Source organism: Bosea sp. BIWAKO-01, from assembly GCF_001748145.1.
Taxonomy (GTDB): domain Bacteria; phylum Pseudomonadota; class Alphaproteobacteria; order Rhizobiales; family Beijerinckiaceae; genus Allobosea.
This window is the reverse complement of the sequence record NZ_BCQA01000001.1, coordinates 2,923,428-2,949,385: the sequence shown is the minus strand read 5'-3', so window position 1 is coordinate 2,949,385 and position 25,958 is coordinate 2,923,428. Positions and strand designations below refer to the sequence as shown.

General features: G+C 60.5%; 14 protein-coding genes. 7 read left to right on the top strand and 7 right to left on the bottom strand.

Going from position 1 to position 25,958, the window contains the following annotated elements; all coding sequences use genetic code 11:
- Window positions 1–103 precede the first annotated feature (103 nt).
- The 5 genes from BIWAKO_RS13620 to BIWAKO_RS13610 form a co-directional block, all read right to left on the bottom strand.
- Window positions 104–2,266, bottom strand: coding sequence for a glycosyltransferase (locus BIWAKO_RS13620; protein WP_084651359.1), 2,163 nt, complete (start codon window positions 2,264–2,266; stop codon window positions 104–106).
- A 278-nt stretch (window positions 2,267–2,544) separates the two neighbouring features.
- On the bottom strand, window positions 2,545–3,786 hold the full coding sequence (locus BIWAKO_RS35330) for an SGNH/GDSL hydrolase family protein (protein ID WP_141740070.1): 1,242 nt from the start codon (window positions 3,784–3,786) through the stop codon (window positions 2,545–2,547).
- Window positions 3,787–3,867: 81 nt separating this feature from the next.
- Complete coding sequence (locus tag BIWAKO_RS35325) at window positions 3,868–5,010, bottom strand: hypothetical protein (RefSeq protein ID WP_141740069.1); 1,143 nt, start codon at window positions 5,008–5,010, stop codon at window positions 3,868–3,870.
- Between the two features lie 292 nt (window positions 5,011–5,302).
- Complete coding sequence (locus BIWAKO_RS13615; RefSeq protein ID WP_141740068.1) at window positions 5,303–6,664, bottom strand: class I SAM-dependent methyltransferase; 1,362 nt, start codon at window positions 6,662–6,664, stop codon at window positions 5,303–5,305.
- A gap of 916 nt (window positions 6,665–7,580) precedes the next feature.
- Window positions 7,581–8,417, bottom strand: a complete 837-nt coding sequence (locus BIWAKO_RS13610) for an ABC transporter permease (protein ID WP_084651357.1) — start codon at window positions 8,415–8,417, stop codon at window positions 7,581–7,583.
- A gap of 73 nt (window positions 8,418–8,490) precedes the next feature.
- Between BIWAKO_RS13610 and BIWAKO_RS13605 the strand changes: the two genes are divergently transcribed.
- Genes BIWAKO_RS13605 through BIWAKO_RS13595 form a run of 3 tightly spaced genes read left to right on the top strand, consistent with a single transcriptional unit; the run spans window position 8,491 to window position 11,885 of the window.
- Window positions 8,491–9,882, top strand: a complete 1,392-nt coding sequence (locus BIWAKO_RS13605; RefSeq protein WP_141740067.1) for a KpsE/RkpR family capsule polysaccharide export protein — start codon at window positions 8,491–8,493, stop codon at window positions 9,880–9,882.
- On the top strand, window positions 9,879–10,646 hold the full coding sequence (locus tag BIWAKO_RS13600; protein ID WP_084651355.1) for an ABC transporter ATP-binding protein: 768 nt from the start codon (window positions 9,879–9,881) through the stop codon (window positions 10,644–10,646). Before BIWAKO_RS13605 ends, BIWAKO_RS13600 begins: the two co-directional genes overlap by 4 nt.
- Window positions 10,647–10,682: 36 nt before the next feature.
- Complete coding sequence (locus BIWAKO_RS13595; protein ID WP_069879120.1) at window positions 10,683–11,885, top strand: KpsE/RkpR family capsule polysaccharide export protein; 1,203 nt, start codon at window positions 10,683–10,685, stop codon at window positions 11,883–11,885.
- A 29-nt stretch (window positions 11,886–11,914) separates the two neighbouring features.
- Here the strand turns inward: BIWAKO_RS13595 and BIWAKO_RS13590 are convergent, their stop codons facing one another.
- Window positions 11,915–12,649: a CDP-alcohol phosphatidyltransferase family protein gene (locus BIWAKO_RS13590; RefSeq protein ID WP_069879119.1), complete on the bottom strand. Its 735-nt coding sequence runs from the start codon at window positions 12,647–12,649 to the stop codon at window positions 11,915–11,917.
- An 89-nt stretch (window positions 12,650–12,738) separates the two neighbouring features.
- Between BIWAKO_RS13590 and BIWAKO_RS13585 the strand changes: the two genes are divergently transcribed.
- From BIWAKO_RS13585 to BIWAKO_RS13575, 3 genes are all read left to right on the top strand, one after another.
- A complete protein-coding gene (locus BIWAKO_RS13585; RefSeq protein WP_069879118.1) occupies window positions 12,739–14,127 on the top strand; it encodes a glycosyltransferase family 4 protein in 1,389 nt (462 codons plus the stop codon).
- Between the two features lie 739 nt (window positions 14,128–14,866).
- On the top strand, window positions 14,867–22,189 hold the full coding sequence (locus tag BIWAKO_RS13580; protein WP_069879117.1) for a type I polyketide synthase: 7,323 nt from the start codon (window positions 14,867–14,869) through the stop codon (window positions 22,187–22,189).
- 2 nt (window positions 22,190–22,191) lie between these two features.
- Window positions 22,192–23,535, top strand: coding sequence for an aminotransferase class I/II-fold pyridoxal phosphate-dependent enzyme (locus tag BIWAKO_RS13575; RefSeq protein ID WP_069879116.1), 1,344 nt, complete (start codon window positions 22,192–22,194; stop codon window positions 23,533–23,535).
- Between the two features lie 42 nt (window positions 23,536–23,577).
- Here BIWAKO_RS13575 and BIWAKO_RS13570 read toward each other — a convergent pair whose 3' ends face one another.
- Entirely contained in the window at window positions 23,578–24,735 is a 1,158-nt protein-coding gene (locus tag BIWAKO_RS13570; RefSeq protein ID WP_069879115.1) for a polysaccharide biosynthesis/export family protein, read from the bottom strand.
- Window positions 24,736–24,956: 221 nt separating this feature from the next.
- On the opposite strand from BIWAKO_RS13570, the gene BIWAKO_RS13565 reads away from it, so the two are divergent.
- Complete coding sequence (locus tag BIWAKO_RS13565; protein WP_069879114.1) at window positions 24,957–25,949, top strand: hypothetical protein; 993 nt, start codon at window positions 24,957–24,959, stop codon at window positions 25,947–25,949.
- Window positions 25,950–25,958: the final 9 nt, after the last annotated feature.

Genomic DNA, 25,958 nt, shown 5'->3' with positions numbered 1-25,958 from the left:
GTCCGTCAACATGTTTCATCAGTGAGAGGCACGGCGCCATACGGTCTCGCGCAAGCGAGTACGCCCTCGCCGGAGCATCACCGAAACGTGCCCGACCGCCCCTTCACGAGGATTGCCCAGCTCCCATCTGGAAGATCGTCCGCTCCAGAATGCGCAACCGTGCTGAGACATCGTCCGTCCGAACATATGTGAGGGCAACCAAACCGCAATACAGCTTTCGGCTGTCACCAGGCATGTCGCTATAGCGCCCCATCGTCACGATACGGAAATCGACAACACCGTCCTCATCGACATCGCATTCGAAAGCAATAGGTTGGTGTCCCCGAACGAAAAACCTGCACGGATCATTCGAAGTCGCCTTGGCCGTCCGTATCGCGATCTCGTTAGAGCCGATGTTTCCTGGAAGCGTCAGCGTCAAGTATACTGTTACCTTCTTGATGCCGGGCGCTGCTCGGAAACATACGCGCGCTGCGCTCTTCTTCGCCCACGCACCGAAGGCTTCGCCATTGTTCCAGTCTCCCACGAGGCAGGAGATGATCGCTCGCGCGCGCAAATCTTCCTTGCGTCGCAGATTGAGCGACGCAGTTCCGACCTGATAATCCTGCCCCTCCACCAGTTCAGGCGGATTTCGCTTGCTTTCCAAAGATAGCGTCTCGGGAGACCAACGCTTCTGAAGCGCATCCCGGAAAACACGAGAGACATCGCTCCACCGGCGCGGCTTGAAATTCTCCTTCAGGCACCGTTCGTCAGACGCCCGCAGGTTCTCGTCATCGATATACTGCTCGATGAGCGTTTGTGCGGCCTTAGCGTTATAGGGGTCGAAATACTTAACCAGATCCCCGCCCACTTCCGGGATGGAACTCGAGCTCGAAGCCAAACACAGCTTACCCTGCACGAGGCTTTCGCCGACCGGCAGGCCCCATCCCTCTTCGAAGGACGGGAACACAGTAAACATCGCGCTTCGATACAGCGTCACCAGTTGCGGGTCCGACAGATCGTTGAGGATCACGATCCTCTTCGAAACGAAGTCCGTGACTTCGAGCTGCTCCATGAAGTCCGAAACGCGCCAGCCAGCTCGGCCTACCAGCACCAGCTTCGGTGTCGCCTCTCCGCGCGCGCGCTCCAGATTGCGCCAGACATTGAACAGCAGGACATGATTCTTGCGGACTTCGATGGTCCCGACACACAGAACATAGGGTTGGTCGAGTTCGTTCTCCGCCAGCCATTCCTGCCCGTCGACATCCTCCTCCACCGCCTTCATCTCATGAGCCAGAGGGACGGCGCTGACCGGTATGTCGAGTCCGAGAGGGCGGAGTTTGCTCTCCACTTCTCGCTTGACGTGCTCGGAAATGGTCAGAATCTGGTCGACGGCATAGGCGATCGTATAGAAGATCGTCGTGAACTGATTCACGAGCTTCTTCTCACAGAATTCCGAATGAGTGATCGGAATCAGATCGTAGATGTAGGCGACGATCTTCCAGCCCTTGCTGCGCAGCTCGACCATTTTCTGGGGAATGACCGGGAACACCCAGAACGCTCCGAGCAGCACATAAACGCGCGGCTTGGAGGAGTCGAACACGGCCGCGCCAAGGTGCATCTTGTCTGTGAATTCGACGAGATCGGCGACCGTGCGGTCGGAGCTGTCGATCAGTTCGATGAACTCCGACACCGAATCCGACGGCAGCGCGTAGAGCGTGCCATCGGGATCCATCTGCACGAAGCCGCAGTCGGGCCAGTCGCGCAGGAAATTACGGATCAGTTCAACCTGGACCCGCTGGATGCCCGAGACTCTCGGATGGTGGCGGAAATAGAAGATGAGATCGGAAATATCGATCACAAACTGGGCCGTCTCGGCCGCCGTCCTGTTGACAATGAGCTCGGCGCGCTTCTTATCGCCGAGCTGCGTCAACTCCCGGAAAGCCTCGATCCCGTCGGGGTTGAGCTCCAGCGCTTTCCGATAAGATGCCAGCGCGTTCGCCCTTTGGCCCTGCATCTTGAACAGATGGCCGAGCTGCAGATGCACGTCGGAATCCGTCGTGTTCAACCCGATCGCATGTTGATAGGCCTCGAAAGCAACGGCGAACTGCCGCGCCTCCTTGGCGCAGTTGCCCTTCTGGACCCATATGCCGAAATCATTGGGACGGGCGCGCAGATGCGCGCTGTAATGATCGACCGCAGCACTCCAATCCCTGGCGTCGCGCGCCTTATCCCCGAGGGCAGTCAAATTTTCCCCACCGAGCTTCATAAGCCACTTCTCTCGCTGCATGCCACATTCCGCAACAATCTAGCCCCTTGTGTCCCGACACCTCAACTGCCCGCATCAAATATAATAGAGTAAAGTCACAAATACCGAATGGTCATATATATAATACCGAATGATCATATATATCGATGTTATCCTCCGCATAAGAAATTCGAATTATTTATCAACTTGATGATTAGACTGAAATAATTACAAATAGTAAGAAATTTATACTATGAATTATTTGATAATATCTCAATTAAATATATAAACGACAATAAGAAATGTAACTTAATATATTATCATAGATTATTCATAAATCCATTTGGAAACAGTTCATGCAAAACAAATCTTGCATCTTGTGATAGATGAATAGGATCAATCATAAATTGAGGATTAGGAAAATAATTACCATCACTCAGGCGAGGCAAGAGATCAATAACATATATTCCTCGCCGTGTAGCCTCTGATTTCATAATTCGATTAAATTCCAACATCGCACTTACCCTAGCAACGTGCGTTCCATAGATAGGAAACTCAGGGTCGGGCCAATCATCAGCAGAAGTAACAACACAAGGGAGATAGATTACCCTATTTGTTTCGGCTCTCTCAATCGAGTCGAGAAATTCTAGATACTCATATGCTACGTTCCCTGCGGCCTCAGCCACGGAAATGCCGCCCGTTTCGGCCTGGCGACACACATGATATCGACAGTCGATCTCGCCGAAGCAAAACGCGATTGTTGCAGTCCGCGGAACGTGCCGCTCCAGCAAGAATTCTATCTTCTCCCGCGCCCGCGTCTTAGTGCCATATCTGTTCAGGTTGAAGGCGAGCGCCGGCCCGATATGCATGCCGATAAAACCCGCCGAAAAACCTTCGTACTGAAGGGCTGCATTGTCCAGATTCTTTCCGCCCGTCGCGTCATCGCGGCCTGCTAAAAATCTGACATGGCTATCGCCAATTACGTATAGCTTGTTCGAAAAGCCTGAGGCAGACTCGACAGGCGTAGCTCTCGTTTCGATGGAATTGCCTGGAACACGCCGAACGTGTTCAACTCCGAAGCCGGCCATACTCAGGGCGCGCTGAACGACCGACGTGCCAAAAAACGAATTAAACCGATCGAGACCCGATATGTGACCATACTCTCGCAAAGAGCTTCGCATGAAAAACAACAAATCGACCAAACGATGAAGCGAGTTCCCTCCGACCAGCTCTTCAACAATGAACCGGTCGACTTTCCGGGCCGCCAGCCGTAGCAGCGCCGTCGGCTCACTAGCTGAAACGGCCAAGCGGTTATTTGCCCCGACCGTTCCTTCTTGGATCGCACACTCAAAAAACGCTGCCGATTGTATTGTAGTTGGGCGCCTTTTACGAAACTCCTCGCTCTTGAGCAGAGATTCGACAATTTGTTCAACAACTTGACCAACAGGCCTGCCCGGACGGAACAATCCGAGAAAATTCATGAGCCCAATAGGATCCGGACTTCGCCCGAGTACCGACCGATAGAGCGCTGCGATCAGCTCAGTCTCGAGATCCTGGTTCATTGCTCATCAATGGCAAAATAATAGATAAATTGGAACTCATTTGCCGCAACGGCAAGGCGCTTGAGGATGCGCGATATGACCTCATAGCTCCAGCTTTAGTGACCCCGATCGGACCTTGTTGTCGCGCCCTCGGAGTCTGAACGTGAGCCGACTATCGTCTGGAGCTTCAATTGTTAGGCCGCGCAGCGCAGACGGCGAATCAGCCAGTGGCACAACGGCTTCCGTAGCGCCAACCCCGGCGCCGAAAACCGGGCTTTCGCCCTGATAGTCTCCGGCACCTATTCTGATCTTGGAACCGGACTTAGCTGCACCGTCCGTTACCGCAAAAGCGGCGTGGCCCACCTTCGCACGATCCCAGTGTTCAACACGAGCATGGCTGATAGACACGATCGAGTTCGAACCCTCAACACGGACCGCATTTGCGCCAGCGTTTGTCAGGGCTGCTTGATCTATGTCGATTCGAGCGTTCGAGCCCTTTACAAATATCGGAATAGTCGGAGTCTCTTGGCGGGCAATTGTGGATTGAATAAGCGGATTTGACAACGTTGCTGTAAATCCATCTGTTTCCGGATCAACATAAAGACCATAAATCCCTATATCCGCCTCGAAATGGCCCTCCAATTTATATGTAGTGCCTGGAGGCAACCCTTTATCGCCCTGGAAATGGCCGATACGCAATCCGTATTTCCGATAGATGGAAAAATAGTTTCTGAACTTCGGATTATCACATCTCTTTAAGTACACACCCGTCGAACTATTCAACATATAGTCACGAACCCCCGGTGCTTGTGACCACCATGGCCAGAGATGCACATCACCAAACCTGATTGTGTCATAAGCGCAATCGACTTGGACTCCGACCGTCAGAGGCTGCCCCCTCACCCGACGCAAGTTGCTTTCACCAGCGTTAAACAGACGGATACCTTTAGTTGCGTTTGCAACGAACACATCAAAAAGGACGGACGCGTTAACGACCTCAAAGTCGAAGTCGCAATCGAGCGGAGAAAAAAGCGCTCGCCCCTTTGGCGATGGCTGCGAGCGAAACGTTCCGATGCCAGAGATCTCCGCTCCATAGATGAATGAGGTCGGGGGCTTAACGACGATGCCTTTGCCGTTATGGGCGATATGCAGCCAGGAACCCTTCCCTCTCGAACTCTGCGTTTCAGTCGTCGCATCTAAAGCTGGCGTTACACCCGTCCCGACGATTCTAATTGATTGCGTCACAAGAACAGGCTCATCGAGAACTAGTGTGCCCTCGGGTATGAGCAGAGGCCTGCCACTGCCAGCACACTCGTTGACCGCCCGTTGGAAGCCAGACGTGCTGCCATGTCGGCCGCTAAGATCAACGCCGAAATCTCGGAGATCAATCCCGTTCGGCAAGCCCCTTCTATCGCTTAGGAAATGGGATTGTGTAATGACAGTTGCGCCGGAAGCCGCCAAGGCGGTTCCGGCCCCAAACAGGAAGCTACGTCTATCCACTCCCAATCGGCCCTCCCAGAATGCGCGCTCGGGCGTTTCAAAGCTGCTTAGGACGACCTTCCAACCACCAGAAATTCCCCTCGCTCCGCGCTGTCACTCCAGTCGCGGCAGCAAAATCTTTGACGGCCCGCTGCACCGGCACGTCTACTCCCCATAGCCAATCGTCGCCGCATATCACGCCGCTCTCAGCCACCCTTGGCGACCAATTTGTGAGGTCCGCGTAAACTGAATCATAGTCGTGAGCACCATCAATATAGAGAACATCAATATTCTCAATCGGAAGCGTTAGAGCTTCCACCGAATTTTTACGAATCGGGAGAATTTTCGATTTATACTCCCAACAATTTGCAAGAAATGTTACGAATAGTTTGGGTAAGAGATCCGTGTATTGTTCTTGCTTGTAATGCTCCTCGCTCCCGATCCAGTGATCAATGGCGATGACACACCCACCACTCCGGCTAGCGAGAAAACGCGTCGACGATCCCAGCCAGCTACCGATCTCGACCACAACAATCGGATTGGCAACGGATGAGAGTATACGCCCTAGATTATGCTTGTTCCCGGGCAGGAAGAAACCCTGAGCGTCAAGCTCGACACCGGATGGATCGAATCCCTCAAACTCGTCCTCGACCCCCAACTGCTTTGCCAAGGCAGCCTTCTGACCGTCCCGCGCGTCGAGCAGCGCCTGCGGCACAATCGCAGCGGGAATTCTCTCAATTGCAAACTTGTACTCACCGAGGCGCGACTCCCTTGAAAGCGCTGTAGTGCGCTTGTCGTCTGCCCGAATCTTATGCTTGCTCTTGCCTATCCAGTAAGCCCTGTGAAGGTGGTGCAAGATCAGATTTGTCGCGATGAAGATCGGGGCAGAAAAAGAGGAAACCGGGCTGTTAGTCCCTGAGAGATAGGGCGTCATGTGAATTACCTTGCCGGTATTCCAGTCCACCGATCCCTTTCTCCAAACTCGCGGAATGCTCGGATGCGCCGTAAACGGCATAAAGGCGTGATAGAGATCCGGCGCATAGTCGACACGGTTGACGCCGAAGCAGGACGTCTTAGCATCGGCATCAGCTATTAAATCGCGTATAGATGCGAAATCGTCGCTAACGACCTCGTCGGCGTCGAGCTGGAAAACCCATTCCCCCTTGCACATCTCCTGCAGACGCTGCCGGCGAGCCTCCTGCTCCCACCCCTGGGAGTAAGCCGCCCCCTTCTGAGGCTTGACCACCACCCGCACCTTCTGTCCCAAGGATCGCAGGTAGTCGACCGTATCGTCGGTACTGCCGCCATCGATCACAACCAATTCGTCAACAAATTTCAAAATTGGAGGCACGGACAGTCGGACGTGAGCGCTTTCGTTGAGCGTCAACATACAGGCAGATAAAAGCAAGGCATCACCCAACAGCTGTGAATTGAATTTCGCACCCAAACATAACGTAAGGAGCGCTCTCGGATAAACTCGAAGGCGGCATTGAAATCGAGCTAGCGGCGATCTTAAACGAGCCGGAAAGGACGCTCGCGAGCTGGAAGTCGAGAGATTCTGGTCCGGCCTGCTTGAGCGTCAACACATGTCCCGCAGGGGTATCAGTGCCCCGATAGCGGCCCACCAACAAAATTGGCGGAGGTGTTCTAGATTTCTTGAAATGGCGAGAGAACTCATTGAATAAATGGTGCCGGACGTACGCTTGGTCGGCGAAGTCCAACATCACAGCGTAAGCATTCGGCAAGTTGGATAGGATACTTAGATCAGAAATGCGCGACACAGTCGCATATGATGACAGAAGAGTCGCAGTTTTATCCTGTAAGTCTCCCAATATATCAATGACGCCGCCCTCGAATATTTTTCGATTACGCCAGAGAAAAAAGTCAAACCAGGCGTCATATAATACCTTATTCGAAGGGAGCCCCTCATAACGAGCGACCTGCTCAGCATGCCACAGAAATTGCTTTGAGGATGGCTCAGGTTTGGCTCGCATTGCGCCCGCTACTCCGTTTTAGTTATCGGCTATGGATTGGTAGGCGGCCATTGCGACGGCCGAATGCGCGTCTCCGAGCCTTCTTTATTCGAATGGCGCGCGGCCTGACCACACCTCCCGAGATACGTCAAGTGCGGCTATCTAAGCCAGTTCCGCGAGGCGCGACGTGCAAAAATCGAACGGTGCCATGTCGCCTGCTTTGACAGGAGCGACAGCAGCCTTTTCGTCATCTCTCTAGAGACCGTTACAGTCGTGCACTCGCTCATTCGTGGAACGCTCGCCAATCGGGGGATAGGTCACTAATATGCCGGCCCAACGGCACCTGTCCAGTTCGCCCGCAACTCAACGCCCCCCCAGCAACTTGCGGGACGACGCCATCGCCCAGATCCCGAGCCCGGTCAGGGCAATCGACCAGATCACGACATAGGCCGTCGAATAGCGCGTCTCGACCGTTTCACCGAAGAAGCCAGCGCGAAACATCTCATATATGTGCACCAGCGGCACGAGCAGCGCATAGTCCTGAACCGACTTCGGCAGCCAGGATACCATAAAGAAACAGCCCGAGATCGGCATGATGAGATACTGAGTCGGCTGAATCAGGTTTTCTAGGACTTCGGATTTCTCAGACAATCCTGCGACGAGGCACGACGCACCGAAGCCGAACCAGCACATCATCAACCAGCCGGCGAGCACGAGGGGCGGGTCCTCCACCCAAGGCACGACGCCGACCGAAAGCAGCATGAAAAAGACCACGAGGCCGGCGGTGCTGACACCGGCAATCTCTGTCAATGTGCGGGCGAGGATGATGTCGAACACCGTAATGCGGCGATGGTAGAGAAGTCCGTAGCCCATGGACATAACGCGCACAGCACCCGAGAGATGTCGCCAGAGCGTTAGCGGCAGATAGCCGGAGATCACGAAGGCCGCCACCGAAACGCCATGCGCGCCGCTCGGGTGCAGGAACGTCCAGATCACGATCACTCCGCTGAGCAGGAATATCGGCTCGACGATCAGCCACAGGAAGCCGAGACTGCCGCGACCGTATTTCGCCACGATGTTGCGAATCATCAGGGCGGAGATGACATCGATCTGGATCTTGAGGCGTGTCGCCAATGTTGGCTCGGGCAGGTTCGGACGCCGCGGCGAGCCGCTCGAGGTTTTGGCTGGCGCTGGTTGCATGCTTGCCTCTGGAGCCGATTGCCTAGAGCCGCGCCAATAGACTCCGCTGGCTCGGCCGTGTCTTGGAAATTGATTGCGCGACTCCGACGAAAGTTGCAAGACAGCGGTGAGATGTCAGGAAAGGCGCCGAATTCATGGTGGAAACCTGCGGGAGCCGCTGATGAGTGACTCACCCGTACGACCACGCCTGCGGCGTCTGCTTCCGTCGCTGCGTCCGCAGAAGGTGCCGCTCGCGCGCGCCGTGCCCGTCATGCCGGTCGGCAACTTCGCGCCGCTGACCGAGGTTCGCCGGTTCTCCGACCCGGCCGGCTCCGTTTACGACCACGTGGCGCTCCGGAAAAGGCAATGGTTCGACCTGGATCGCTGGTTCGGGGCGGCACTGCTCGTTCTGCTGCCGACGCTGAGCGCGTCCGTGTATTACGGCCTAATCGCGGCCGACCGCTTCGTCTCTCAGAGCGAATTCGTCCTGCGCAACTCGGAAGCGGCCGACACCTCCGGCATCTCCACAATGATCGCCTCGCAGACGGGCGGCGCCGTGGCCAGCGGGCTGTCGATCGGCGGGGATCGCGATGCGCAGGCGATCTCGATCTATATCTCGTCGCACGACGCCATGGCGGCGGTGGATCGCGCTATCGACCTTCGCAAAGCCTTCGCCCGGCCGGAAGCGGATTGGATAGCCCGCTATCCCGGTCCGGTGCACAGCGACACTAACCATGCGCTCTTTCGCTTCTACGAGGACATGACAGCGGTCTCCTATGACCCGACGACCGGTGTCATCAAGCTGTCGGTGGAGGCCTTCCGGCCAGAGGACGCCAGGACGATCAGCGAAGCGCTTATCGGCAGCGCCGAGCAGCTGGTCAACCGGATGGATCTGCGGGGCCGGCAGGATGCGATGCGCGCGGCCCAGGAACAGGTCGAGACGGGGCGTACGCAGGTCGTCGCCGCGCAGCAGAAGCTGACGGAGTTCCGCCTCCGCGAGCAGATGGTTGACCCGATCAAGATGAGCGGCGTCGTCATCGAGTCCATCGCGCAACTGGTCTCGCAGAGCGTCGATCTAAAAGCCCGGCTGTCGGATCTCCTCAAGAACACGCCCAACAACCAGCAGGCCTCCGTGTTGCGGAACCAGATCGCCTCGCTGGAAGAGCAGATCGCCGCTCAGCAGCGCAAACTCGCCGGCCCCGACGGCTCTCTCTCGCCGATCATAGCCGAATACGCGCAGCTCAGCCTGCAGAGCGAGTTCGCCAATCGCATCTACACGGCCTCACTGGAGCAGATCGAGGCCGCGCGGGCGGCGGCCACGCGTCAGCGGGCCTTCATAGAGCGCATCTCAGGCCCCACGTTGGCTGACTACGGCACGCAGCCGAAACGCGCGCTGATGGTGCTTCTGGTATTCGCTGTATCGCTGAGCGCCTGGAGCGTTCTGCGCTTCGTCATACGGGATTCGCGGATGCATCACGGTCGATGAGCACGTTCGCACTTTCCGTGGCAGAGGAACGCACGCCCTCACTGCTGCGGCGCCTGGCTCGTTGTTGGCGTGCTGGAGCTTGCGGCAACGTCGGCGAGACCCCGCGCCACGCCGACGCGATCGTCGCCGACGGCATTGTCAAGGAGTTCGACACTGAAATCGGCCGGCGGCGCGTGCTCGATTCGATCTCCTTCGAAGTCCAGATGGGCGAACGGCTTGCGATTCTGGGCCGCAATGGTGCCGGCAAGTCGACGCTGATTAGCCTGCTCTGTGGCCTGCAGACGCCTACATCCGGCGTGGTCTATCGCGGCCTTAGCATGTCCTGGCCGATCGCGATCGACGGAGCCGTCCAAGGTGAGATGACGGGTTACGACTATGCGCGCTTCATCTTACGCATCTACGATGCCCCATTCGAAGAGAAATTCGACTATGTGCAAGCCTTCGCCGAGATCGGCCGCCAGATTCACATGCCCATGCGGTTCTATTCGACCGGTATGCGGGCGCGGCTTGCCTTCGCGCTATCCTTCGCGATCGACTTCGATTGCATTCTGATCGACGAAGTTCTCGCAGTCGGCGACCCGCGCTTCCAACAGCGCTGCCACGACGAGTTGTTCGTTCGCCGTAAGGATTGCGCGATGATCATCGCGATCCACGACAGCCGCTTCGTGCAAGAGCATTGCACCTCGGCTCTTGTGCTCAAGCAGGGTCGCGGACGCGTATTTCACGATGTCAGATTTGCAACTGAAATCTATCAGTCGCTCTGAAGGCGCATCGGTTCCAGCTGCATTGCAGGTTCGAACATGAACATCAGCTCGGTGGGACAGTTAGTCGCGGCAAAGATCGATCAAACCGCCATCGACCGGGCGGCGGGAGCGATCAATCGACCATTCGCAGGTCCGCGTCCGATCCTGCGCCGCTTAAGCTGGAAGTGGCTGCTTTTTTTTCTGCCGACGCTGCTGGCCGCGATTTACTATGGCCCCATCGCCAGCGACCGCTATGTGTCGGAGGCACAGATCGTTGTCCGCCGCGCCTCGGACCAAGGTCCGACGGGAGGCTTCGCTTCTTTCCTCAAGTCGACCGGCCTCGGCGGCCCTGACGACGTCAACGTCGTACAGGCCTATGTCCTGTCACGCGACGCCGTTCGCGCCTTGCAGAACAGATTGCCCATCAAGACGATCTTCGGCCCGCAAGGCGCGGACTTCATAGCGCGCTGGCCGTCATTGATCTACGGCGCCTCGGAAGAGGAGCTCTACCGCTACTACCTGACCATGGTCACCGCCGCGCCCAGCCATCAGACGGGCGTACTGACCATCTCTGTGCAGGCGTTCGAGCCTGCGCAGGCGAGGGCCATCGCCGCCGCGCTTGTTGACTTGGCCGAGGCGATGGTCAATCGCCTCAACGAACGCGCGCAATCCGAAGGCATCAAATCGGCGAACGAAGAGGTCGAGCGCAGCGAGCAAGCGCTCATCGCCAGCCAGGTCGCGCTCACCCAATTCCGGAACCGTGAACTGATCCTCGATCCCGAGCGCAATGCGGTGCTGCTCTCCGATCTGATCGGCAAGCTGAACACGGAGCTTGCGGGGACGCTCGCACAGATCGCGCAACTCCGGGAGAGCGCGCCAAACAATCCGCAACTCGGCCCCTTGAACGCGCACGCGCAGTCGCTGAAGCAGCAGATCGAGTCACAGCGCAATGTCGTCTCGTCAGTGGGCAGCGGTTTGGCCGACAAGGTGTCGGAATACGAACGGCTCAATCTCCAGCAGCAGTTCGCGACGCGCCGGCTAGCCACCGCGATCGCGACCCTGACCGTCGCGAAGGCGCAGGCGCGGCGGCAGCAAATCTTCCTCGAACGGATTGTCGAGCCGAACCTTCCCGACAAGTCCACTCGGCCCCAGCGGATGGTCAACTTTCTGACGGTGTTCGGCTGGTCGCTGCTGTTCTGCCTGATCTTCTGGGTCGTCGGAGCCGGTGTCCGCGAGCACGCGGCATCCCATTCAAGCTGATCCAGCGGCACGGTTTAGCCGACCGCGGTTTAACTCGCTGGTTGCGGCTTCAGATTGTCTCCAGCAGTGTCGGGCGATGGGAGATTGGCACGCGCCCACTGCTCTGCGGCCGCGGCGCCCTCTTCGTCGGAAATCTCACGGGCATAGGAAACGATGAGTGCGACGAAGACCGCGAAGAAAAGGAAGGCGGCCGCGACCATCGCGATATCGCACCAGGTCATCCAAACGCCCATCAACTCGAACTTCGGCGCGCCGAAAACGAGGATAAGAGTGTTCATCGCGATAATCAGCAACCTGATCTCGGTCGGGCCGCTGCCCAGCAGAGAGACGTGGAACTCGCGCGAAACACAAGCTTTTACGAAGGAATAAATCGACAGAGCATGATAGCCGGCGAGAGCTAGCAGTGCTGCGTCCAACCGGACGAAGGGAGCAATACCGATCCCGATGCCGATCAACCCGTTCCCGATGACGTCGACCGTCTGGTCGACGAAATAACCGTAGCGCGGCCGCTCGATTCCCCTGACCCGCGCCACGGTTCCGTCAAGCGAATCACCGAGCCAGTTCAGTACGAGACCGAAAGACGCAAGCCAAAGAAACGCAGGCGAATGGAAGGTCAGAGCATAGCCGACGAGGGTAACGAAGGCACCAAAGACGCCAAACGCCGTCAGGTCGTCTGGCTCGATCCAAAGCGGTAGGCGCGACGCGACCGCGACCAGAATTTTGCGTTCGACTCCCGCCGAGACGCTCGTGTGCACGCGGATCACGGCTACCCCCACTCCCCTGTCGGACAGTTACCGCAAACAGGTTCTCAAAATCAAGGTGGATTGCATTTGGTCGGAGAGCGCCCTATGCGATGAAGATCATCGCTCGATCGACCTCACTGGCCAGTCAAACACCTCGCAGCGACAATCGAGCAAGCGCATGGATTGCCGCCGTGGCCGTTGGTTATGATGCGACGAGACTGTTTCTCGGACCTTTATCTGTCACGCCACGCGGGATCGACCGCGTTGAGCTGGAATATGCACGGCATTTCTTCAGGAATTCCCCGGGTGATTGTTTCGCGGTGATCCCGACGATCTGGGGTATCCGCTGCTATCCCCGCGAACAGGCTCTCCGGGGCCTGGAGCGCATCGAGGAACTCTGGCCAGAACGTCTAGATCTGGAGCAGGACCGGGCCTGGCGCTCGCTCAAAGCGCGCATAGGGGGATTGCCTGAAAATCATGCTGCGGGGAATGGGAAGACCGGTCTGGCGATCCGGGCCCTACGCATGGCCTCCCTGCTCCGCGCCACTGGCATCGGCCTCGGCTCCGACATCTGCAAGACGCTGCCGGAGCGAGCGATCTATCTGAACATCGGCCAGGTCACGCTCGCCATACCGCCGCTTCTGCGCTGGCTAAGGCGGCGTCCCGATGTGCGGCCCGTTTTCATGCTTCATGACGTGATCCCGCTCGAAACCCCGGAATACGTCATCCCGGACGCGGTACGCGGTCATGCCAGAATGGTCGATCAGACGGCGCGATACGCAGCAGGCCTCGTCGTATCGACGCAAGCGGCGAGAAAGGCAGTCTCCGCAGCGCTCGCACAACGCGGTGGGCCGGAATTGCCGACACTGGCCCTCCCCTTCCCGGTTCCGACGGCCTTTCGCGAGGCATCCGTGGATCAGCCTCCCCTGACCGACAAGCCGTATTTTCTAGTTTGCGGAGCGATCGAGCCGCGCAAGAATCATGCGCTACTGGTGGAGGTCTGGAAGAGGTTGCATGCCCGCCTCGGCGCAGCGACGCCATTGCTGATCGTCGCAGGCTCACCCGGTTGGCAATCTCGCTTCATCGAGGACCGGATTGAGCGGACTCCGGCAGCGCAAGCCCATATCCGGATCGCCACGGGGCTTTCGACGGCGGCCTTGAGGCATCTGATGGCAGGTGCAACGGGCCTGCTCATGCCATCCTTCATCGAAGGCTTCGGCCTGCCTATCGTCGAAGCCGCGTCGCTAGGAACCCAGGTTGTCGCCTCCGACATCGACGCGCACCGCGAGATAGCCCCCGCTTCGGCCCGTCTCGTCGACCCCATCGACGGGCAAGGCTGGGAGCGAGCGATCTTGTCCCTTCTTGAGCGCCATCACCCGCCCTGCGAGAGCGACATTTCGCCACTGGCATCCGATCCATTCACATCCACCTGGCCCGACTATTTCTCCCGTTTGACCGCGTTTATGGCCGAACTGAAGGCGCGCTCGGAAGTTGCCTGAGTGAGCCCCGCGCACCCGGTCACTCCCCGTAACGCTTGTGATGCGGTTGACGGCAGAGTCCAGCCCGACCGGCTCGCCACGGAAATCGCTAGATCGCCGTGCGTGATACCGGACGCAATGTGGCGATCTATCTCTTTGCTTTGCTTCGGATTTCTCCGAGAAGTGGATTCACTTTTCGGTCCCGATGCTCGAGTGGCGAGCCGAGAGTCTCTGCGAGAAGGATCTCTTGTGGCGTTTCAACCCGAGGCCCACGAGCCGCTTAAGAAAATCGCCGATCCTTGTGCCGCGATAAATATTGCCTTCGGAAACTGGTGCCCGCATTTCATTCGTTGAACTCGCAAAGTCCGCTCAGTCGCGAGTGGTCAGCCTACAGTATACTCGCCTGCCCCTTGACACCGCCGCGTGCAGCCCTGACTGAAGCGTGGCCCGGGCTGGCGCTGTAACCAACCTTCCGCTAGATCGCCCCCTAAATGGTGGTCGCCACCGTAGCTGCGCTATCCTATGCCCACTATTTACGAAAAAGATCTGACAAGAGATGCTCTTAGGAGACCGGTTCATCTGCGCTATGCTCTGTCATGCTGAGGCGGTTAGCCAAATTGCATGACAACCGACGGTATGGGGCCGAAGACTTCTTCATAGAGCTCGGGCATTATCCACGCGTCGTTCGGTCAGGGCGGCGCCATTCAGCTGCCCTTGGCGAACACCCTTGAAGATGACGTTTCAGTAAGCCGAGATCGTAATGTCCGCTGCCTCCGCCGTCATAATTAGCGATGCTGCGATAATCGGGGCCGCCTGCGAGCTGCCGGGCGCGCCCAACCTCGCCGCGTTCTTGGATCTGTTGCAAAGCGAGCGCAATGCGATCTCACAGAAGCCCAAAGGGCGTTGGAACGTCGAACGCTTCCTAAGGCCGGGCAAGCCGGTGCCCGGTTTCGCTTACACCTTCGCGGGTGGCTACCTCGAGCGCCCGTTCGCCTTCGATCCCGCACCTTTCGGCTTGTCCCCGCGAGAGGTTCACCAGATGGATCCGCAGCAGCGATTGCTGCTGAAAATGGTCTGGCGTGCGTTCGAAGACGCTGGCGTCCCCCCCTCCTCTGTCGCCGGGCAGAATATCGGCGTCTACGTGGGGGCCTCACTCGTCGACTATCAGAGCACAGCATCCTACGATCCTGCGTTGATCGGCAGTCATTTCATGACCGGCAATTCGTTGTCGATCCTTGCCAACCGAATTTCCTACGTTTTCGACCTCAAGGGGCCGAGCTTTACCGTCGATTCGGCTTGTTCCTCGTCCTTCATCGCTCTGACACAGGCCGTCGCGGCGCTGGAAGCCGGCGAAATTGACATGGCGGTTGTCGGTGGCGTGAACCTTCTGCTCTCACCCGCACCGTTCATCGGTTTCTCCCAGGCGCGGATGCTGTCACCGACCGGAGCTTGCCGGCCATTCTCGCGCGATGGCGATGGCTATGTCCGCGCGGAAGGTGCGGTCACGCTTCTGCTCCAGCGTCACGTCGATGCCTCGCGCCAGAAGCGGCGCGTCCGCGCTGTGATCGCCGCTGCTGGCACCAATTCCGACGGCTGGACGAACGGCATCTCGCTACCCTCTCCGCAGGCCCAGCAGACGCTGATCGAAAACATTTACGCCGCCGCCGGCATCGCGGCCGACGACTTGGCCTTCGTCGAAGCCCATGGGACCGGAACCAAGGTCGGCGATCCAATCGAGGCCACGGCGATTGGCGCCGCCCTCGGCGCGCGACGCAGCAGGCCGCTTCCGATCGGTTCCGTGAAGTCCAACATTGGCCATCTAGAGGCTGCATCAGGACTGGCCGGGCTGCTCAAGTCGGCGCTCGCACTCGAGCGGGGCGTCGTGCCGCGGTCACTGTTCTCTGACGCCCCGAGCGATACCATCGACTTTGCCGACCTCAATCTTTCACTCATCGCGGCGGCAAGGCCCTTCGAGGAAACAGTCGCAGGAATCTCAAATTACGGCTTCGGCGGGTCCAACGCGCACGTCATCTTGCGCAAAGCCACCAAACCGGCCGTCGAAGCGCGGCCCCGGCCGCGCCTGGTTACACCCACGACCGGAAATGAACAGCGCAAGGCCGAGATCCTGTTGATCAGCGCTGCGAGCAGCGAGGCCTTGCGGGTGCGTGCGCACCAGTTGAGTGAGAACGTCAGCCCCGCCCTGCAGGCATCAGACATGGCAAACGCTCTCGGGCATCAGGCCGAGCGGCTTCCGCACCGCTTGGCCATCCCGCTTGCCGAAGACACCGGATCCATGTCGCAAATTCTGGACGGCTTCGCAGCGGGAACCTCCGTGCCCGGCGAAGCAACACAAGCGCTTACTCCGCACGATGACCGTGCCGCGATCTTCGTGTTCGCCGGCAACGGTTGTCAGTTCTCGACCATGGGCAAGGCGGCCTATGCCAGCAGTGCCGCTTTCCGGCGCGAGATCGACGAAATCGACGCTCTCTATGCCCCGCTCTCCGGCTGGTCGCTCGCGGACCGGCTCCGGGACGGCATCCCGAGCGGCGATCTTGACCGAACCTCCACCGCTCAGCCGCTAATCTTCGCCGTCCAGTCCGCGCTAACGTCGGTGCTAAAGAGCTATGGACTGCGGCCGGCTGCAGTCGTTGGACATAGCATCGGCGAAATCGCGGCAGCGGAAGCGGCCGGTATCCTCTCGCGCGCGGACGCACTTCGCGTCGTCCACGTGAGGAGCGGCCACCAGGAACTCGTCCGCGGCGCGGGCAGAATGCTGGTGCTGGCTGCGGGCGAACAGGCTGTACGCGACCTTCTCGACGAACTTGGTGCCACGACGGTCGACATCGCCGCGATCAACGGTCCCGGATCGACGACCGTGGCCGGCCGCGGCGAGGACATCGCCAGGCTCGCGGCCGCCGCACGCAGGCGCCGCCTGGCGAGTGTCCTGATCGACGTCGACTATCCCTTTCATTCCGCATTGCTCACCCCGATCCAGGACAGGATCGTCGCCGACCTCCTGAGCGTCGTCGGCAAGACTGGCGATGTCGATTTCTATTCAACCGTAACGGGTCAGCAACTTGCGGGTAGCGCGATCGACGCTCGTTACTGGGCTGACAACATGCGCCAGCCAGTCCGGTTCATGGCGGCGATCGAGGCCGCCGTCTCGGCCAGGCCGGACGCCGCCTTCCTCGAGATCAGCACCCGCCCCATCCTCGTGGGGGCGATTGGCGACATTCTTCGCACAACGCAGAAGACGAATCCGGTCCTGGCAACATTGTCGGCTGAGGAAACCACGTCGCAAGACGTGATCCGCCCGATCGTCGCCGCCTTGGTCGCCAACGGCGTTGGCCATGATCGCTGCGCAGTTTTCGGAGACGCACCTGAGAGCATCGTGGCGCTGCCGCCTTACCCCTTCCAGGAGGAGGATTATCACCTCGGACGAACTCCTGAGGCGATTGGCTCCTTTGGACGCGCTGTGGACTCCACCCCGCTTCATCCGCTGCTCGGAGCGAGGCTGGCTGACGGTTCGCCGGAATGGCGCAATCTTCTTGATCCTGAGCTACTCCCCTACCTGAACGATCACCTCGTCAACGGGGTGGTGGTGGTTCCGGCCACGGCGTTCGTCGAGATCGCGCTGGCTGCGGGGGATGCCTTGCATCCCAGCGCGCGCCTCGAACTCGATGACTTCGACATTCTCCGCCCGCTCACCTTCGGCGAGGGCGAGATCCGCGAGGTATCGACCCGCTATGCCAGCCGGACCGACTCGATCGAGATCTGGAGCCGCAAGCGCCTATCGGGTGATGATTGGCTGATGCACGCCCGTGGCACCATCAGACCCCTGCCCCCATCGGAAGCCGCGGGTGGCGTACTGCCGAGCCCTTCGACCTCGACGGTAGCGACGACCGGCGAAGTCTATGCGGAAGCCGCACGTGCCGGGCTCGGCTACGGCACGGCCTTTCAGTTGGTGGTCTCGAACCTGCGGGACGACACGGTCAGCGACAGTATTCTGAAGCGCGCTCTGGGCGGCACCGGCGCGTTCGATGATAACCATGTCCTTCACCCGGTTTCCTTTGATGCCGCCTTTCACAGCCTGTTCCTAGCCCGGCGCCAGCGCGACGGAGAGCGCAAGGCCTACCTGCCGATCCGCTTCCGCAGGATCAGAGTCTGGCAGCCGAGGCAGGCGGTCCGGCGAGCGATCACCGAACTCATAGACGAATCCGACCGCTTCAAATCCGTACGCGTGTTGCTTCTTGGCGAGAACGACGTCGTCGTCGCCTCGGCCGAGGCCGCCGTCTTCCGCGCGGTGCATCTCATAAAACCGTTCGTGGCCGAGCGCACGTTCCGGGAAGAGTTGATTGCTGCCAGATCGTCCTGCATCCGGCTAGATGGTATTACCACTCCCGTTCTGCCGCAGGGCGATTGCCAACGCGTCGAGGAAAGCCGCCTGCTGCTGAAGGCGTTCGCAATTGGCCTGGCGCTGCGCCTCTTCTCGAAGCGCCAGGCCGCATTCAGTGCTGTCCCGACTTCGCTCTCACAAGCTGCGGAAGGGCTTCTCGAAACGGCCGGAGCATTCATCGGGACGCCCAACGGGCCGGCCCTCTCCCCATCCTTTGCCGTTCCCACGCCGGAAGCGATCCTAGCCACGATCTACGCGCGCTACCCAGAGGCGAATGCCGAACTGCAGCTCGCATCACAGGCGCTCGCCGGCATTGAAGCGGATTTCAGCTCCCCAGGATCTGGGCGCCCGCCTGCCGCGCGACCGGGCGAGAACTGGTGGCCCTCATCGCTGCAAGCCCGGCTGGCCGCGGAAGCGCTTGCCAGCTGCCTCGCCCAGCTGGTGCCCGGGGCTCGTCCCGTTCCCCGCATTCTGATCGCTGGAGATGCGGCCGCGACCCTCGTCGGCGCGGTCGAAACCATGCTTCCGCCCGGCAGCGCCAGCTTGACGGTCTTCCACGGCGGCGAGTGGTCGCACGGCTCCCTCTCGAACCCCTGCGAAACACCGGATCGGTTTGATCTCCTGATCGGCCTCTGCGCCCCGACGGCGCGGGCCGGCGGTGCCGCACAGCTGGCAGCAGCGGTGAGGGTGCTCGCTCCTGATGCCCCGATCTTGATCGGCGCGGCCAAGACTGACGCCTACGCCGCTTTTCTGCAGGCTGCCGGCTTCCCGCAAGATGACGCACCCGCACCAACGCCCGCCGTCCCAGAATGGCTGGCGGCATCCGCTGCGACCGGCCTGGTGTCGGAAGCTCTCGTCGACGACACAATCGCACTCTGGCGCGCGAGGGCACCAGGCAGTCCGGTAGCGGCGGCGCCCAAAGGCCGGATCGCTTTCCTCGCGATGCCGGAGGCCGGCATCGCTCCCGAGAGTCTCGGCCTGACTGCTGTGGACCTGCTCGACGCCGCGCATCCGACCGAGCTGCAGACATGGCTCGCATCGGCTACGAATGAAACCGCGGCCATCGTCATGGCGCTCGCTACCGGGGCAGCGGGCAGCGAACCACTGGCCGTCCAGCTCGACGCGCTCGCCACATTGCTACGCAGGCTCAGCGACGCGAGGCTGTCGCTTCGCCTCGTGGTCGTTACCATGCCGGCAGGCGGTGCGGAGACCGCCAACAACTCGTTGGCGGCACGGGCCGCCATCCGCGGTTTCGTCCGAGTTGCCGTCAACGAGTATCCCGACATCGATCTGCGGCTCGTCGATATCGACGGTGTGGAGCACGCGACAGACGTTGCCCGGATCGTCGGCGATGGCGGAAGCGAACGCGAATGGCGTGTTTCGCCGGAGGGAACCTTCGTCAACCGTCTCCGGCGCGGCATGGTCGACGACGAGGTCCTCGGCCACGACGAACGCGCAGTGCTCCATTTCGGTGAGAGCGGCAGCCTCAGCGGCTTCGAATGGCGCACCTCGTCGCGAGAAGCGCCCAGCGACGGCGAGGTCGAGATTGAGGTCGCAGTCTCAGGTCTGAACTATCGGGACGTGCTCGTCGCTCTCGGCATTCTTGACGACGACTTGCTCGGAGCCGGCCTGACCCGGGCCGCGCTCGGCTTCGAGTGTGCCGGAACCGTCCTTCGTGTCGGAACCGGCGTCACTTCGGTGCGACCGGGCGACAGAGTCATGGGCTTTGCACCGGGCACCTTCGCCTCGCATGTGACCTGCCCAGCCTGGCATGTCTTTCCCGTTCCGCAAGGCATGACACTGGAGGCCGCCGCGACGATCCCGGTCGCATTCGCCACGGCCTGGTACGCGCTGGTCGAGCGTGGCCATCTCGAAGCCGGCGAGGACGTGTTGCTCCATGGGGGTGCGGGCGGCGTTGGCCTCGCGGCAATCCAGATCGCCCGGCTGAAGCGGGCGCACGTGCTCGCGACCGCCCGAAGCGACGCGCGACGTGCGCTGGCACGAGCCGCCGGCGCCGACCAGGCGTTCGAATCCAGAGGCGAACAATTCGAGCCCGCGATCCGAGCTCAGTTCGGCGGGGTGGACCTCGTCCTGAACTCTCTGGCAGGGTCCGCAATGCTCGCCGGCTTCAGGCTTCTAAAGCCGTTCGGGCGCTTTTTGGAACTCGGCAAACGCGACTTTCTCGACAATTCGCTGCTCCCGTTGCGCCCGTTCGTCCGGAACATCGCGTATTCCGGCGTCGATCTCGACGAACTGCTCGCGCACGACCCGGCTTTCGTCCGCCGGATGATGGAGGAGATCGCAACCCGCTTCGAGGCTGGTACGCTGCAGCCGCTCACCCACCGCGCGTTTCCTGCATCAGACGTCGGCAACGCCTTCCGGCTGATGCAGGCTTCGGAGCATGTCGGGAAGATCGTCGTCAGCCCGCCGAAGGCCGCGAGGCTCGACGTGGCGAAGGCACAGTTCTCGGCGCGGGCGGGACTGTACCTCGTTGTGGGCGGAACGACCGGTCTCGGCTTCGCCACTGCAAAGTGGCTCGCCGAAAAAGGCGCTTCGACGGTCGCACTGCTCTCTCGCCGGGGGCGAGTCGACGCCGATCTGGAAGCAGCCGTGGCCGAGATGCGGAATGCCGGCGTGCAGGTTTTATCCCTCTCGCTTGATGTGCGCGATCGCGGCGCGGTGGAAGACGCGGTGAAGCGGCTCGCCGCGGAATATGGCCCGGTTCGCGGTTTGGTCCATGCCGCCGTTCATCTCGACGACGGGCTGATCGCCAACCTGACGCCTGAGCGACTGCGCGAGGTGCTGCGTGCGAAGACGGACGGCATCGTTAACCTCGATGCGGCGCTGGTGGAGCAGCCCCTCGATTTCTTCGTCGCCTATTCCTCCGCGACGACCATGATCGGCAGCCCGGGCCAGGCGGCCTATGTTGCGGCAAACGCCTTTCTCGAAGGATTCATGCAGCGCCGGCGCAACCTCGGAAAGCCGGCGCTCGCGATCGGCTGGGGCGCCATTTCGGATGTCGGAATCCTGGCGCGCGACAAGCAACTCGGTCAGCGCTTGCGCCGCACGACGGGCGTGTCGGCGATCAGAGCTTCGGAAGCGCTCGCGCATCTCGGGCGACTGCTGAGCCTCGGCGAGGCGATCGGCCCGGTCCAGTATCTCACCAATATCGGCCGCTCGGCCGTGGCCGAGAAGCTGGCGCTGCTGAAGAGTCCGGCCTTCGCCGGCCTGGGACTGACGGGGACGGATCCCGATCAAGAAGGCACGGGCGAAGCCTTGCTCGATTGGGCAGACAAGAGCCCACAGGAAGCGCTTGCCGTCGTGAAAGGCGCCTTGCTGCGGGAGGTCGCCGAGATCCTGCGTCTGCAGGTCGACCGGATCGACCCGAATCGCCCGATGAGTGAGCTCGGGCTCGATTCACTGATGGCGCTCGAGCTTCATCTGGCGCTTGAAACCTCGCTGGGCGCGCAGATCGCCCTGGTCGGCGTGGGAGACAGGACCCTGACCGATATCGCGCAGACAATCGTCAGTCAGATCGCCCGGACCGACGCGCCGGGCGATCAGGACGGCTCTCTCAGCGGCGATGTCGCTCGGCTGGCGAAAGTTCATTCCAGTGCCGATCTCAGCGACGAGGAAGCCCAGCTTCTCGGGCAGGCGCTGCAGTCGCCAACTCGCAAGGCACACTAACGATGAGTGATAATGCCGCAGGGCTGACGGATGGTGCGCTCTCCACACTTCTCGCGCAGATGCGCGAGACCAGCGCCCCCTCCGCGCCAGCGCTTGTCCCCGCAGCGAAGACCCGTCGCGATCTGAGTCTTGCGAGCCATCCGCTCTATCGGCAGATCGAGTTTCAGCGGAATTTCGCGGAGGTCGCCGGGCTGTCGAATCCCTACTACCGGCGGCACGACGTGCGTGCCACCAATGTCTCGATCATCGAGGGGCGCGAAGTCATCAACTACGCGTCCTACGACTATCTCGGCCTGAACGCTGATCCGCGGATCGTCCAAGCCGTTTCGGACGCGGCGAGAGAGTTTGGAACTTCGGTTTCCGCGAGCCGCATCAGCGCGGGGGAACGTCAGGTCCACCGTGACCTCGAAATGGCGCTCGCCAGGAACTACGCTGCCGAAGACTGCATCGCTTTCGTGTCGGGCCATGCGGCGGCCGTCTCTACCTTGGCAACGCTGATGGGGCCAAAAGATCTCATCGTTCACGACGCGGTCATCCACAATTGCGTCGTCGTCGGTGCTCAGCTTGCCGGCAGCACGCGCCGGCTCTTCCCTCACAATGATTTCGACGCACTCGAGGCGCTGCTCACTGCGGATCGCGAGCGCTTCGAGCGGGTACTGATCGTGAGCGAAGGCCTGTTCTCGATGGACGGGGACGGCCCGGATCTTGCGCGCCTGCTCACGATTAAGGAACGCTTTTCGGCGTGGCTGATGATCGACGACGCCCATGGCCTCGGCGTTCTCGGAGACAGCGGACGCGGCATCTTCGAGCATCAGCGGATCAATCCGGCCGGGGTCGATTTCTGGCTCGGCACGCTGTCAAAATCTCTGGTGAGTTGCGGCGGCTACATCGCAGGCAGCGCGGCAGCCGTGGACATACTGAAGTCTTACGCGCCGGGCTTCGTCTACAGCGTTGGCATGCCAGCTACCGGCGCTGTGGCGGCGACGATGGCACTTGAACTCATGGCGCGCGAGCCGGAGCGCGTTGCGCGCGTCCAGCGACAGTCACGGCGCTTCCACCGGGCAGTTGCGACGGCAGGACTGGACGTCGGCGGCAGTTGGGGGATCGGCATCGTGCCGATCATGATCGGCGACACGGTTCCGACCCTGGTTCTCGCCGAGCGCCTGCTGGCGCGAGGCATCAATGCCTTTCCCGTTCTCCCTCCCGGCGTTCCCGACAAGGCCGCCAGATTGCGCTTTTTCATCAATGCGACGCACGAGGACGGCCAGATCGACGAAACTGTCTCGATCGTGGCGGAAGAAGCCGCGCGGCTGAAGGACTTTTCCCTCGGAGACCTGCAGCGCTGAGCCGCGAGGAGGCCGCCCCGGCAGGCCGACCTCCCGGCTCCCTCACTTCGCGATGGCGTAGATGGACGCTCCGCTCACGACCGGGCCCACAACCATATAGAAGAGCTGAAGGGCCTTCTGCAAATCGCTGAGCTGGGCATTCGAGACATAGAGCAGATCGCGGGCATGGATCGGGAAGCGCTCGGCCAAGAAGAGGCTGCCGGTATCGCGCAAATTCAGACGGTAGACGATCGGAACGCTGCCGCCTCCCTGGAGGAGTGCGCTGCCCGGAACGAGAAGCCTGGCGACGGACTGCGGCTCATAACGCAAGACGAAAACGCCCGACGGATCGGATCGGTTGTCGAGCAGGCCGCCCGCCTTCGCCAGGGCCTGCGTGAGCTTGACTGAATCCGATTCGAAGGGGATCTCGGCGTTTCGTCCAGTGGCGCCATAGGCGATGAAGGTCTGCGGCTCCTTCACCACGGTCACGAGATCGCCCGGGCGAACGAAGATATTCTCACGCGGATCGGACACGATCCGCGACATGGCGACCCGCGCCGAGCGCGGACCACGTGTCACCTGGACTGCCGCTTCGTTGACCGGAATGCGCACTCCGCCCGCACCGGCGATCACATCCATCAGACGATCGCCCCTCGTCGACAACGGGACGCGGGCCCCCGCAGCGACCTCGCCAGCCACCGTCACGGCGCTACTGATCGGTCGGACAATGGTCAGTTGGACCTGCGGCTGGATTGCCTTGCCCTCGAGGCTCGCGACGATACGCTTCTGGGCCTCGTCGACGGCCAGCCCGGCCACGCGAACCCGCCCACCATAGGGCACCGAGATCGATCCGTCGCGGCCAACGGCCTGCTCGGGGATGACCGCACTTTTGGAGCCGGTGGCAAAGCGGTCCGTCACCATGGGCGCGGAAAACAGGCCTCCGGCAGACGCTTCCCACACCGTCATGGTGACGATGTCACCCACCCCGACTACGGATTCGACAGGCGGCTGACGATTGCCGAAACTCGCAAGGAAGCTGTCGGGGACCCTTTTTGCAAGGATTGCGACCACCTCCGGAGTGATATCGAGAAGCTCGTACCGCTGCTGCTCGGCGGCCGTCGCCTGTACGACCACGTCTTCCGCGCTCGGGCCCGATGTGGGAAGTGCACTGCAACCGGTCAGGACAGTCAATCCGGCAGCGACGATCACAAGTTTACGCATGCTTCCCTGTATCCTAGCGCCACGGCTTCTAGCACGAGGTCAGCCGTGCAACTACGCCTCCCCGAACGATCCGAGTGAATTGTTGTGATGGCGCAACACAACGGCGAAGGAAAGCAGATCGCCGTCCTAGATGTATCCTGCCGCTACAATCCTAAGATATTGGAAACATACGATCCGTTGACCTTCGCTCCAAACACCAATGCCGTGTTAAAGCATCCCAGATGAATGATATCGTTGTCGTCGCCCCGCCCTCCCCGCTCTCCGCCTGGAGCTTTCAATTCCTCGAACAGGCGCTTCGATCGGTTTACCCTTCACTTCCCGTACTGCGCCTCGACCGCCTCGACCGCATTGACGATTCGGATCGATCCGGCGGAGCACGCCTGATACTGTCGGCTTTCCCGCCGCCCGCACTGGCCACATTTTGTAGCAGACGGAATCTGACCCCTATCATCCTCTTGGACGACACCCTGCCGTCGACAGCGTTCGTTTGCGCTGGCGGGCCCGTTTCCACCCTCGAAGCCGTCAGGGCCATGTCGGCCAGCCTTTCGCTCGCTGGCGCGTGCAGCAGCGTTCCTGGAGCGCGCCTGATCCGCCGTGGAGACGGCATGCGCCTGCTCGACATGCTCGCACTGGCCGCCGGAGATGTCGCACAGTCACGACTTCAGACTGCCTGCGCACCTTTTGGTGGGCCCGACAAGCGACTGCAGGATGCAGTGCTGGAGTGGGAGGCAGCGCAGAATTTCCCTGAGCTCACGGCAGACGAAGAGCAGCTTGCCGAATGCGTGCTGGGGGGACTCTACAAATATGTAGAAGACGGTGCGCCGGGGACATTGACCTGGCCCGGGCGCGCCTTCCTACTCGGCGACAGCCCCGGAACCACGGCCCCGACCATCCTGGAAGTGACGGGCCGCGCCAGAATCATCTTCTATGGACCGTATTTCCATCTGCCGCGTGGTCGCTGGAAGATGCGCATTTCCTTCGGCTTCTCACACGATATTCGCGGCCTGCCCCTGAACATCCAGATTGCGAGCGCCACACTCCTCGGCGAGGTACGAATCCTGGCTGAGCGTAGCGGCATCTTCGCGGTTAACTGCGAGGTGGTGGTCACTGATCCTCATGAACCGATTGAAGTCAGGACGATGAACGAACAGGGCGCCATCGAAGGCCATGTCGCGCTCGCGAGTGTCGAGCTAACCTATCTGGCAGAGACCTGATTGCCCCGG